Origin of the sequence: Idiomarina zobellii (assembly GCF_900100855.1) — a bacterium.
GTDB classification, from domain to species: domain Bacteria; phylum Pseudomonadota; class Gammaproteobacteria; order Enterobacterales; family Alteromonadaceae; genus Idiomarina; species Idiomarina zobellii.
Window position 1 is genome coordinate 38,205 of record NZ_FNCB01000017.1, and the last position, 12,129, is coordinate 50,333.

A 12,129-nucleotide genomic window follows, 5' to 3' on the forward strand; every position below is an offset into this window, starting at 1 on the left:
ATGGCGCTATGGGGTGGACGTTTTGCGGCAGGACCCGATGCCGCGTTTCAGCAGTTTAATGACTCGCTGCCTTTTGACTATGTGTTAGCTGAGCAGGATATCACCGGCTCTAAAGCCTGGGCGAATGCGTTGCACAAGGTTGGCGTACTGAACAGTGATGAATGTCAGCAGTTACAGCAGGCATTGAATGAACTGCTCAGTGAGGTGCGAGAAGACCCTGCGGCAGTCGCGGTGGGCGGCGATGAGGATATTCATTCTTTTGTGGAAGCGGCACTGATAGCCAAAGTAGGTGATTTAGCCAAAAAGCTGCATACCGGGCGCAGCCGTAATGATCAGGTTGCTACGGATTTACGCTTGTGGTGCCGTGAGCAGGCCGGAGCTCTGCAACAGTCGTTAAAGCAGACTCAGCAGGCATTGCTGGATCTGGCGCAACGTGAAAAAGACACGGTCATACCCGGTTACACACACCTGCAACGGGCGCAACCGGTTTTGCTGGCGCACTGGTGCCTGGCCTATGTGGAAATGCTGCAACGTGATAGTGGGCGCTTACAAGACGCCACTGATCGGCTCAATAAAAGCCCTTTAGGTTGCGGAGCTTTGGCGGGTACGGCTTATGCAGTTGACCGCGAAGCCATTGCCAGCGAGTTGGGTTTTAGTGAAGCAACGCGCAACAGTCTGGACTCAGTATCTGACCGTGACTTTGTGGTGGAGCTGTTAAGCACCGCGTCGTTGTCGATGCTGCATTTGTCGCGCTTAGCGGAAGATTTAATTTTCTACAATTCAGGCGAAGCAGGCTTTATTGAGCTGGCCGATAATGTGACCTCGGGGTCTTCGCTCATGCCGCAGAAGAAAAATCCGGACGCGCTGGAGTTGGTGCGGGGTAAAAGTGGCCGGGTGGTGGGGGCGTTAACCGGCTTAATGATGACCTTAAAAGCGCTGCCATTGGCTTACAACAAAGACATGCAGGAGGACAAGGAAGGGCTGTTCGATGCTTTTACCACCTGGCAGGCGTCACTGGCTATGGTGACTTCGACCCTGAATGGTCTGACGGTTAAGCATGAAGTCTGTCGCACAGCGGCGCAGGGCGGTTACGCGAATGCGACGGAATTAGCGGATTATATGGTGTCCAAAGGTATTCCTTTCCGGCAAGCGCATCACAACGTCGGTGAACTGGTGCAACAGGCTATTCAGGCGAAAAAACCATTAGAGGATATGCCGCTGGAGGCGTTTCAGGCAGTGGCCCCGGTGATTGAGCAGGATGTTTATGACTGGCTGACGCTGGACGCTCTGCTGGAAAAACGTTGCGCGCTGGGCGGTACCTCGCCGCAACGGGTGAATGAAGCTTTAAAAGCGACACAGCAGCAACAGCAGATTCAGGTGCGTGACGCCAACTTAGGGGATATTGGTGCCATTTTAGATTTAGTTCAGCACTGGGCCGGAGCCGGCGAGAACCTGCCACGAGCTAAAGATGACATTGTGCATTCTATTAACGAATTTGCGGTGACCGAAGTGAACGGCAAGGTCATGGGCTGTGCGTCTTTGTATATCTACACCACGGGCTTAGCGGAAATTCGTTCGCTGGGTGTTAATCCAAAAACCGAGGTGCGTGGTCAGGGTCGTATGCTGGTGGCTTACTTACTGAAAAAAGCCCGTTTGTTGCAGCTAAACCGGGTGATTGTACTGACCCGGGTGCCGGACTTTTTTGAGCAGCAGGGTTTTGACCATTGCTCGAAAGACACCTTACCGGAAAAGGTCATGAAGGACTGTGAGATTTGCCCAAGGCTGGCCAACTGCGACGAGCTGGCCATGGAATACCACCTTGAGCAGCCAAACGAACAGTTAATTTTTCGCTCGGCTTGTTAGTCAGGTTAGGGTTACTTATCCAACAAGTGCAAAGATCAAAAACTCGAGTTTTGGTTACAGAACCGTGAATATTTTGTGACACTTTTGTGTTGTCACAATGCTGTCATGCAAGCGTCTTAATCTGCTCCCGACTTAAATCACAACATGATATCAAGAAGTCGGGAGAACCCAATGAAATTCAATACCTTATTTAAAATCTCTGCGGTAAGTGCAGCACTTTTCTTAGCGGGCTGTGGTGGCGATATCAACGTAACCCCAACTGTGAACAACGGCGGTGGTTCAAATGCAGGTGGCGACACAGGTGGTGACAGCGGCTCATCAAACCCGTGTGCGACTTACGCAGACGTTCAGGGTGAGTATGACGGTCAAGACTGCTCTTATGACACTGACTTTGCCAGCGCAACGATTGAAATTACTGAAGACATTACGTTTGATGAGCTACCGGATGGCGGTGTTCACGTGTTCGAAGGTGCTTTGCAGATTGGCGAAGACTGTGACACCACAACCGATTGTGAAATTAACCAAAATGGTCCGGTGATGACGGTTGAGCCAGGCGCTATCTTAGCCTTCACATCAGGTGAAGCGATTATTCAGGTTGCCCGAGGCGCTCAGTTGAACGCCATTGGTACGTTCGATAAGCCTATTAAATTTACCTCAGCAAATGAGTTTGACCGTTTAAACGTCTCCGGCGACGCCCCACGCTACGCGGACTGGGGCGGTATCATCATCAACGGTAATGGTGTTACCAACGAATGTACTGATGCTGAACGTGACGGTGGTACCTGTAACCGTGAATCGGAAGGTATTGTCAGCTTCTACGGCGGTAACGACAACACTGACAACAGTGGCTCAATGAAGTACGCACAAATTTGGTACGCAGGCTCAGGCCCTCGTGACGGCGGTGATGGTGACGACTTGAACTCACTAACGTTGAACGCAGTAGGTTCAGGCTCTTCTTACGAATTCATTCACATTCATCAGGGTTTTGATGACGGCATCGAGTTTTTCGGTGGTGCGGCTGACCTGAAGCATATTGTAGTAACCGATACTCAGGACGACTCAATTGATATGGATGCAGGCTGGCAGGGCCGAGCTCAGTTCATGTTCATTAAGCACGGCACAGTGACTGTTGATGGTCAGACCAACTACATGGGTAACGGTGGTTTTGAGGCTGACGGTGAGAAAAACAATGGTCCGGACTACTCGCAAGCACCAACATCTGCACCGACTATCGCTAACGTGACTATTATCACTACCGACGGCACATCCGTACGTGATAACGACCCTTCAATCGCTACGAAATTTGACGATAACTTCCAGGGTCAAATGTACAACGTACTGAAAATCAAAGAAAACGGTACGGCAGATGACGGCTGTGTCTTCTTCACGTCAGACGGTGAAGCGGGTGTTGATAACGGTGGCCTGGACTTCTATAGCTCAGTACTGGCGTGTACTAACAACTTTGTGAACACCGGTGACAATACTTTCTCTGACGGCGAAACCTACACCCAGTGGTATCAAAACGACAGTGAGAATGAAATTCTGGATGGTTCAGCAACTGTGCTGAATGACGACGGCATTTCAACGGATATGTCTTCATCAATCACCATTGCAGCGGATGACTTAACCGCACTGAACGATGACTTCTTTACCCCGGTTGATTTCATCGGTGCATTGTCTAACGACGACACCAGCTCTGAGTGGTATCAGTGGGTAGACAACGCAGTAACAGCTTCTGAGCAGGACTAAGTTGAGTTACAGGTTAATGAATAGGCGCACATGAGTTGCGCCTATTTTCCGATTTTAGTGTAGGAGTTAGTTATGAAAAACCACTACAAACTCAAGCCTGTAGCGTTAGCGGTTAGCCTTGGTCTGGTTGCGACAAGCCCGGCAGCATTGGCACAACAAGCTGATGAAACTAACGTAGAACGTGAGTCAACTATTGAAGAAGTGGTGACTACCGGCAGTCGTTTGCAAGGAAGTGCGGCTGCAGTTGTTGAAGAGCGTAAAAATCAAGCTTTTGTGGCGGACATTTTAGGCGCAGAACAGCTATCTCGCTCTGGTGACAGTGACGCTGCTTCAGCGCTGCGTCGAGTCACCGGTTTGACCCTTGTCGATGGTAAGTTCATCTATGTTCGTGGTTTAGGTGAGCGTTACTCCAGTGCGCGCATCAACGGCGCTAGCATACCGAGCCCGGACTTAACGCGTAATGTGGTGCCGCTGGACATTATTCCATCGACCATTATTGAAAGCATGGCGGTACAAAAGGTATTTTCACCGTCGATGCCGGCGGCTTTTGGTGGCGGTAATATCGATATTCGCACGCGTTCATTGCCGAATGACTTTGTCTTTAATGTTGAAGCCGGTGTCGGTCTAAACAGTAATGCCGACGAAGGCTATACCTATAACCGCAACGACAGTGGCATTCCTGCGGGAATTCAGGACGCTATTGGTCGATACGAAGGCGATTTTAGCTTACGTAATATTATTAATACCGACGGCTTAACTGGCAGCGGTACTAGCGCGGGGGATCAGGCTCGTGCCATCAACGCGTCGCTGGCTAAGCAATTGCCGCGAGATATGGTGCTTCAGGAAGAGTCGTTAGACCCTAACTTTGATTTAAAAGCGACCTTGGGTAACAGCTTTGATGAGTCCTGGTTTGGCGGAACCTTTGGCGTATTGGCTGCTGCTTCCTACGACAATGACTGGGATGCATCAGAGCGTCGTAATGCCGTCATTAGTAACAACGCCGAAGCAGGCTGTTCAACGTCCTTAGAAACCGCGGAAGACGTTTCTAACTCGTGTTACAACACTTTGTCTGAAACCACTGTAACCACAGAAACTGAACGTTTAAATGGTTTCTTAACGGCGGGCTATCAGCTCGACACTCACAACGTTAGCTATACCAAAATTTATCTGGAAGACTCAGAGGACGAGTCAGAATTTGGTATTAAGCAAAGCCCGAACGGCAGTAACTTAAAAACCATTGCAGGAACGGGTATAGCTAACCGAGAGCATGAGTTTAAATATGAAGAGCGTGTTCTGGATGTTGACCAATTCCGCGGTCAGCACACCTTTATGGACTACTGGGGTGTTGGGTTTGACTGGCAGTACACAGAGTCAAAAGCGGAAACGGACATTCCGACCGATGTGTCTTACCGTTTTGATGACATCTACAACACTGATGGAAGCTTCTCTGAGACTCGTGTAACGGGTGATGACAACCGGGCGATTTTCCAGTTCGTTGACATGGAAGACAACGTGAAATCTTACGGTGGTAACTTCTCGCTCCCAATTATGTTGTCTGGTATTGAGCTGGAGCTGAAAGCGGGTTATGACTTTATGGATAAAGCTCGTTATTACAGCACCAGTCGCTTCAGTTTGGATAACGCCTCAGGTTCACGCCTGTCTGTGTTGGATGACTTGGACAATGTATTGGGTGTTACCGGTTATTTGACGGATGAGGTCATTGACGAAAACGATTTTCGTATTACCTTCCGTGAACCGGGCGCGCCAAATGCAGACGACTATTTAGCCGCTCAGAAAATTGATGCGTATTACGGTGAGTTCGACGCCATATTCGACAATACCTGGCGTGTCAGTGGTGGTATTCGCTACGAAGACTTTAAACAAGTGTCATTGGCGACCTCGAGCTTAATTTTCGACGAGCAGGATTTAAATAATTACTTTAATCCTCAGCGCGTTGTCGACAGTTCGATTTCCGAAGACGATATTTATACTGCTTTGTCGCTGACCTACATGGCAAGTGATAATTACCAGCTTCGCTTTGGTTATGGTGAAACAGTCGTTCGCCCGGACTTGCGTGAAACGGTACCTGTCGCTTACTACGACCCGGTTACAGACATTCGTACCTTTGGTACTGCTGGCCTGCAAAGTAGTGACTTGAAAAACTACGACGCTCGTTTCGAGTACTATGCGGATAACGGAGATAACTACACCGTTGCAGCGTTTTATAAGGATATTTCGAACCCGATAGAGTCGGTACTTCGTGTCGGAGATGAAGACTACACATTGACCTATGTTAACGGTGAGTCCGCTGAAGTCTACGGGGTTGAGTTTGAGTGGTTGCACGACTTAGGCTACCTGGCGAACGGCTTCTTCACCTCAGGTAACTTAACCTGGAGTGACTCAGAAGCGTCGATTGACCCTGCGTTGGCGGGTAACTTAACCAACCCGACGAAGCGTATGACCGGACATTCAGAGTATGTCGCTAACTTCCAGTTAAACTACGATTCTGCTAACGGTGAGCACTCAACCTCGTTGGTTTACAACGTCTTTGGTGAACGCATTCTGGCAGCCGGTGTTGGTGGTCGTGATGACGCTTATGAGCAACCATTCCATTCACTGGACTTGGTTTACAATTACTACCCGAACTTCAACTCAAAGATTGGCTTAAAAGTGGAAAACTTGCTGGGTGAAGATCAGGAAGTGAACCAATCGGACATTTTAGTCCGTAGTAAAGAAGTAGGAACCGTCGTTAGCTTGAGTTACAGCTACGAGTTTTAAACGAAGTAATCCCTGGTTGTTATTGTTGTAATTGCACGCCACCTCATCTGAGGTGGCTTTTTTTATGCGTCTATGCGTCTGCTTTTGTCATTTTTATTTCCAGCGGTTTTAGCGTGTCTAAATGCACGTCGCGTTGCGGGAAGGCAATAACAATGTTGCTTTCGGCGAAGAGCTTATCTATTTTAAAACGAATATCGGACTGAACACGACGAATATCCATAGGGGCTTCAACCGCTGTCCAGAACATTAAATTAAAGGTTAAGCTGTTGTCACCAAAGTCATCGAAGAACACTTCAATTGGCAGTTCCTGAACAATTTTTTCGTGTTTACTGGCTGCTTCCAACATCAGCTCGCGTACTTTATCTATCGGTGAGCCATAAGCCACTCCTACTGTCACCGTACTGCGTATTTCTGTTGAAACCAGCGTCCAGTTAACCACACGTTGCTCCAGAAAGTAGCTATTCGGAACCAATACATGAACGCCATCATAACGTTTAATTCGCACACACCGATTACCAATTTCTTCAATGCGACCTCGTTCATTTTCCAGCTCGACAATATCGCCAATACGAATAGGGCGCTCGGCAATCAGAATCATGCCCGATATTAAGTTATTCAATAAGTTCTGAGCACCAAAACCCACACCAATGGCCAGTGCACCACCGAGTACGGCAAATATCGTAATAGGTATGCCGGCAACCGGCAGGGCAATGAGTACGATAAGAACGTAAGCTAAAAATGAAAACAACTTACGAAAGGCGAAAATCGTATTCTGCGACGCATGGGCAGATTTCAGTGCGCGCTTGACCAGCCGTGAACCCACCCAGCGAATGACAATAACACCCACAACAATGAGCGCCAGGGCAATAATAACCTGGCTTAAATGAATTTGTGCGTCTCCGGTTTTCCAAAGCTCGGTATTCCAAATTTTACTAAAATTCGTGGAAACATCAGTCCAGGACATTTGCATCGTCTATTTACCTATTTGTGAATCTTTCTTTGTAATTTACGGGAAAAACACGTACATTGCGCGCTCAATTTTTACTCCCTCATTCTGGATATAGATTACGTGATTTCTGCTGCAAATATCACCATGCAATTTGGTGCGAAGCCTCTTTTTGAAAATATTTCTGTTAAATTCGGCAATGGCAATCGTTACGGCCTTATTGGTGCTAATGGCTGCGGTAAGTCGACCTTTATGCGCATTTTAAGTGGTGAGCAAGAGCCATCCGCCGGTAACGTGTCGTTAGAGCCCAACACCCGCATTGGTAAATTGCGTCAGGACCAGTTTGCCTACGAAGAATACAGCGTGGTTGATGCCGTCATTATGGGGCACGAAGAGCTCTGGGCAGTAAAAGAAGAGCGCGATCGCATATACAGCAGCGGTGAGATGAGTGAAGAAGACGGCATGCGTGTAGCCGATTTGGAAACCGAGTTCGCTGAAATGGATGGTTACACAGCCGAGTCTCGTGCTGGCGAATTGCTGTTGGGTTTAGGTATACCGGTAGAGCAGCACTTCGGCTTAATGTCGGCGTTGGCACCGGGCGTTAAAATTCGAGTTTTGCTGGCGCAGGTACTGTTCTCTGAGCCGGATATTATGTTGTTAGATGAGCCGACCAACAACCTGGACATTAACACCATTCGCTGGTTAGAAGATGTGCTGGCGGAAAAGCAAAGCACCATGATCATTATTTCGCACGACCGTCACTTTCTGAACACGGTGTGTACGCACATGGCGGATATTGATTACGGTGAGTTGCGTGTTTACCCAGGCAACTATGACGAATATATGTTTGCTGCGACTCAGGCGCGTGAGCAACTGATGAATGATAACGCTAAGAAGAAAGAGAAGATTGCAGAGCTGCAGAGTTTTGTTAGCCGCTTCTCGGCGAATGCGTCGAAAGCCAAACAGGCGACATCGCGCCAACGACAAATGGAAAAAATTCAGCTGGAAGAAGTGAAAGCCTCAAGCCGGGTAAACCCGTACATTCGGTTCACGCAAGAGAAGAAGCTGTACCGGCTGGCGCTTGAAACCGAGAATGTGCGTAAAAGCTTTGACGAGCAGGCGGTATTGAAAGGCTTGAGTACCTCGGTAGAAGTGGGCGAAAAAGTCGCCATTATTGGTGCCAATGGTATTGGTAAAACGACTTTGCTGAAATGTTTGATGGGCGACTATACACCGGAATCCGGCAGTATCAAATGGTCAGAAAATGCCAATATTGGTTATTACGCTCAGGACCACGCTCACCTGTTCAAACAGGAAATGACGGTGTACGAGTGGATGTATCAATGGAAGCAACCCAGTGACGACGAGCAGTCGATACGCGGTGTTTTGGGGCGTATGCTGTTTTCGTCAGACGATATTCAAAAGCCAGTGTCTATTTTGTCCGGTGGTGAGAAAGGGCGGATGATATTCGGTAAGTTAATTCTTCAGAAGCCCAATATTCTGGTGATGGATGAACCGACCAACCATTTGGATATGGAATCTATTGAGTCTCTGAACCTGGCGTTGGAGCAGTTCGAGGGTACTTTGCTATTTGTCAGTCATGACCGCGAATTTGTGTCTTCACTGGCTACTCGTATTATTGAAATTACCGACAAAGGCTTACGCGACTTTGCCGGCAGTTATGACGAGTATTTGGCACAGCTGGCTGCTGCTTAGTAGAAGTTCTTTGAGTTAAAGGTTTCTTTCAGGCTGTTTGCAAAAGCCACGAATTTCTCTTTAATGGTGCGTTTGACTTTTACCTCAACCGAACCGAGCACGTGAAAGCCTTCAATGCGAATATGGGGAACTTGCTTCAGGTTTCCCATGGACGGCGCTTTGTTTTCAGTGGAGCCAAGAATATTAAATACGTTGGTGCTTATCATGATTTCTTCAGGCACGTAAATCTCGAGACTTGAAAGCATCCCGACCACTTTGATCGTCACATCGGGGTGTTGGAATACCGCATCTGTAAAGTCGAGTTCGACAGAGCCCAGAAAGTCATACACCGTTATTTCACGCGGTACCGTCCATACGCCTGTTCGCTCGTTGGATGATAAAATAGAGACCACATTTTCTGTTGGTTGAGCACGACCCTCACCATATTGTGGTGAGAATTGCTTTTCTTTCATACTGTCGTAAGAGGTATCAGGTTTTAGCTCTAAGTCTTCAACCAGTTTTGCTAATTGGCTATGCTCCGTTGCGTCCATCGCCGCATCGAGACGGCGCTCAAACGCTTCTGAGGAAAGTTCCCCGTGACCGTAGTTCATGACCAGTTGGTCAATAGTTTCCTCACGAACCTTGTCTAAAGGTCGATCTTCGAATTTCACACTCATAATGCGTCCTTATTGTTCTTGTCTTTTTATTATGAGTCATAATGCAAGAGTTAAGCCAAAAACAAAATCTATATAAATCAGTGTGTTAAAAATTAAATCCTAAAGCTGGCTATTATATTTCGCCATTATTTAGCAGAATCGGCCATCTACTTGAATCTAGCGGTTCATACGAAATGACATTTTAGGAGGCAGAATGACCCATGGTGTAGGCATTACCGAAGCAAAGACCGCCCTCGATGCATTAGAAGATATGACACTGAATGTTCAGCCCATTACATTGGAAGAGTATCAGGCGAGAGTCGACAAAGCCCAGACATTGATGCGAGCCAAAGGCATCGATGCGATGTATTTAAATGCGGGTACTAATTTAGAGTATTTTACCGGTTTAAAATGGTACCCAAGTGAGCGTCTGGTGGGCGCAATTGTGCCTGTCGAAGGCGCGGTTACATTAATAGCGCCTGCGTTTGAAATTGGGTCACTAACGCAAGCGATGAAGCTGCCAATGAAGACCTTGCTGTGGGAAGAACACGAATCACCCTACGATTATATTATTGATTTTCTGAAAGAGAATGAATTGACCAAGGGTAAACTCGCGCTGGACGAGTCATCGTCTTATAGCATTGTTTCAAACCTTGAGGAGCGCTATCCGGCAGCGCAAATGTGCGACGCAAAAGTGATTACCGCTGAGTGTCGCATGCATAAGTCAAACGCTGAGCTCGCACACATACAAACCGCAATGGATATGACCATGGCGGTGCATCGTGCGACCGGGGCAATGCTACAGGAAGGGGTAACGGCCTCAGAGGTGCGGGCGTTTATTGACGAAGCTCATCGCAAAGTGGGCGCAAGTGGATCTTTCTTCTGCATTGTATTGTTTGGTCAGGGGACCAGTTACCCGCATGGCGTCAGTCATGAACAAAAACTGGAAAAAAATGACTGGGTCCTAATTGATACTGGTTGTAAGTTACATGGTTACCATTCTGACATTACCCGCACGTATCCATTCGGTGAGGCTAATGCTGAGCAAAAGACATTCTGGCAATACGAGCGGCAGCTTCAGCAAGCCGCATTTGATGCCGCGCACAATGGAAATACCTGCGAGTCGGTGGATGATGCGGTACGAGAGGAACTCGCTAAGCTTGGCTTAAAAGCGGACTATCAGTTACCCGGTGTCCCTCATCGAACGGGGCACGGTATTGGCATGGATTTACATGAATGGCCTTATCTGGTGGGCGGTGATAAAACCGTATTGGCACCGGGAATGTGCTTTAGCAACGAGCCGATGGTCATAAAACCAAACGCTTTTGGCGTCCGTTTAGAAGATCATTTCTATATAACGGACGACGGCCCTGTGTGGTTTACCGAGCCGTCGCGTGCAATGGATGACCCGTTTAATTTAGCGTGAATTAAATGGATAGCCGGAGCCATAGATGAAACCAGTGGCCTTACTGTCGACATAAGGTGCGCATCACCGCACCTTATATTATGTCACCCATAGCGACTTATCGTCTCGTATGGCATGGATAGAGCCAATCATCGGTATTGCTAATTAACGATCTATCATACTGAGATAAGCCTTTACGAATCGCTCTGCGCTGGCTTCATCAACCCCGAAATATAAACTCGGTTCAATGAGCTCCATTTCAATAATGGCGGGCGTATTATCATTCAATAAAGCAACATCAATTCTTGCATAGAGCAGTGTCTCGTCGACGCATCCTAACGCTCGCTCGGCTACTTCTTTGATGGCATTATCAGGATTCACCTGAAAGAATTCACCGCCGTGCTCTTCTTGAACTCTAAAGTCGCCGTTAGCGGGGCACTTTTTAATGGCATGACTGAAGACCCCGCCAAAATAGAATAATGAATATTCACCGTGCTCTACAATGGAGTTTAAAAACGGCTGCAACATGAATTCGCGACCGGCTGGGAAGTGTTCGGTCAGTGACTCTATCAATGCATCGGTAGAGCTGTCCTTTGACAGTCGGAACGTATCGTCTGCGTTGGCCGAAACTGTGGGTTTAATGATCAACTGCTGATTAGGCCATTTTACTTGAGCAGACCTTAACGTGTTGGTATTAAATGACTTTCGGTAGTGTTCAGAATTCTGTGTCATTTCGTTAAACTAAGCAAAAAAGAGATGACATATGACCAAAACCAATTTCGACATGGATGCCGCTTTAAAGCAGTTGCGTGAAGGCAAAGACCTCACCGGCAAAGACGGCATCCTGACACCGCTTATTAAACAACTCACCGAAGCCGCGATGCAGGCTGAGCTTGAAGAGCATCTCAGTGATAAAGAGCAATCTAACCGCAAGAACGGTTCGACGTCAAAAACAGTCAAGAGTCCTGCCGGCAGCTTTGAATTAGATACGCCCCGCGACAGAGCCGGCTCATTTGAGCCGAAACTGGTTAAAAAAC

The 12,129-nt window shown here is 47.8% G+C and carries 9 protein-coding genes; 6 read left to right on the forward strand and 3 right to left on the reverse strand.

The window, feature by feature from the left end; genetic code table 11:
- The 3 genes from argH to BLT32_RS11660 all read left to right on the forward strand — a co-directional run bounded on the left by argH (window position 1) and on the right by BLT32_RS11660 (window position 6,390).
- On the forward strand, window positions 1–1,863 hold the full coding sequence (gene argH / locus BLT32_RS11650; RefSeq protein ID WP_053954440.1) for an argininosuccinate lyase: 1,863 nt from the start codon (window positions 1–3) through the stop codon (window positions 1,861–1,863).
- Between the two features lie 171 nt (window positions 1,864–2,034).
- Window positions 2,035–3,612 (forward strand): beta-helix domain-containing protein, encoded by a 1,578-nt coding sequence (locus tag BLT32_RS11655; RefSeq protein WP_053954441.1) that lies wholly within the window; start codon window positions 2,035–2,037, stop codon window positions 3,610–3,612.
- Window positions 3,613–3,684: 72 nt separating this feature from the next.
- Window positions 3,685–6,390, forward strand: coding sequence for a TonB-dependent receptor domain-containing protein (locus BLT32_RS11660; protein ID WP_053954442.1), 2,706 nt, complete (start codon window positions 3,685–3,687; stop codon window positions 6,388–6,390).
- Window positions 6,391–6,460: 70 nt separating this feature from the next.
- Here the strand turns inward: BLT32_RS11660 and BLT32_RS11665 are convergent, their stop codons facing one another.
- The gene (locus tag BLT32_RS11665; RefSeq protein WP_053954443.1) at window positions 6,461–7,360 is read right to left on the reverse strand and encodes a mechanosensitive ion channel family protein; all 900 of its coding nucleotides are present in this window, start codon (window positions 7,358–7,360) and stop codon (window positions 6,461–6,463) included.
- A 99-nt stretch (window positions 7,361–7,459) separates the two neighbouring features.
- On the opposite strand from BLT32_RS11665, the gene BLT32_RS11670 reads away from it, so the two are divergent.
- The gene (locus BLT32_RS11670; RefSeq protein ID WP_053954444.1) at window positions 7,460–9,052 is read left to right on the forward strand and encodes an ABC-F family ATPase; all 1,593 of its coding nucleotides are present in this window, start codon (window positions 7,460–7,462) and stop codon (window positions 9,050–9,052) included.
- Here the strand turns inward: BLT32_RS11670 and BLT32_RS11675 are convergent.
- Window positions 9,049–9,708: a DUF1707 SHOCT-like domain-containing protein gene (locus BLT32_RS11675; RefSeq protein WP_053954445.1), complete on the reverse strand. Its 660-nt coding sequence runs from the start codon at window positions 9,706–9,708 to the stop codon at window positions 9,049–9,051. The two genes, BLT32_RS11670 and BLT32_RS11675, sit on opposite strands and share 4 nt — an antisense overlap.
- Before the next feature lie 193 nt (window positions 9,709–9,901).
- Here BLT32_RS11675 and BLT32_RS11680 point away from each other — a divergent pair, with 193 nt between their 5' ends.
- Window positions 9,902–11,113 carry a M24 family metallopeptidase gene (locus BLT32_RS11680; protein ID WP_053954446.1) on the forward strand — a complete coding sequence of 404 codons (1,212 nt, stop codon included), beginning with the start codon at window positions 9,902–9,904 and terminating at the stop codon, window positions 11,111–11,113.
- Between the two features lie 144 nt (window positions 11,114–11,257).
- Here BLT32_RS11680 and BLT32_RS11685 read toward each other — a convergent pair whose 3' ends face one another.
- Window positions 11,258–11,824 carry an ATP-grasp domain-containing protein gene (locus tag BLT32_RS11685; RefSeq protein WP_053954447.1) on the reverse strand — a complete coding sequence of 189 codons (567 nt, stop codon included), beginning with the start codon at window positions 11,822–11,824 and terminating at the stop codon, window positions 11,258–11,260.
- Between the two features lie 31 nt (window positions 11,825–11,855).
- On the opposite strand from BLT32_RS11685, the gene BLT32_RS11690 reads away from it, so the two are divergent.
- On the forward strand, window positions 11,856–12,129 hold a 274-nt coding region (locus BLT32_RS11690; protein WP_176764958.1), incomplete at its 3' end, for a transposase.

What these genes read in the sequence shown, in the direction of transcription:
- argH (WP_053954440.1), top strand. Translation starts at nt 1, where the DNA reads ATGGCGCTATGGGGTGGACGTTTTGCGGCAGGACCCGATGCCGCGTTT.
- BLT32_RS11655 (WP_053954441.1), top strand. Translation starts at nt 2,035, where the DNA reads ATGAAATTCAATACCTTATTTAAAATCTCTGCGGTAAGTGCAGCACTT.
- BLT32_RS11660 (WP_053954442.1), top strand. Translation starts at nt 3,685, where the DNA reads ATGAAAAACCACTACAAACTCAAGCCTGTAGCGTTAGCGGTTAGCCTT.
- BLT32_RS11665 (WP_053954443.1), bottom strand. Translation starts at nt 7,360, where the DNA reads ATGCAAATGTCCTGGACTGATGTTTCCACGAATTTTAGTAAAATTTGG.
- BLT32_RS11675 (WP_053954445.1), bottom strand. Translation starts at nt 9,708, where the DNA reads ATGAGTGTGAAATTCGAAGATCGACCTTTAGACAAGGTTCGTGAGGAA.
- BLT32_RS11680 (WP_053954446.1), top strand. Translation starts at nt 9,902, where the DNA reads ATGACCCATGGTGTAGGCATTACCGAAGCAAAGACCGCCCTCGATGCA.
- BLT32_RS11685 (WP_053954447.1), bottom strand. Translation starts at nt 11,824, where the DNA reads ATGACACAGAATTCTGAACACTACCGAAAGTCATTTAATACCAACACG.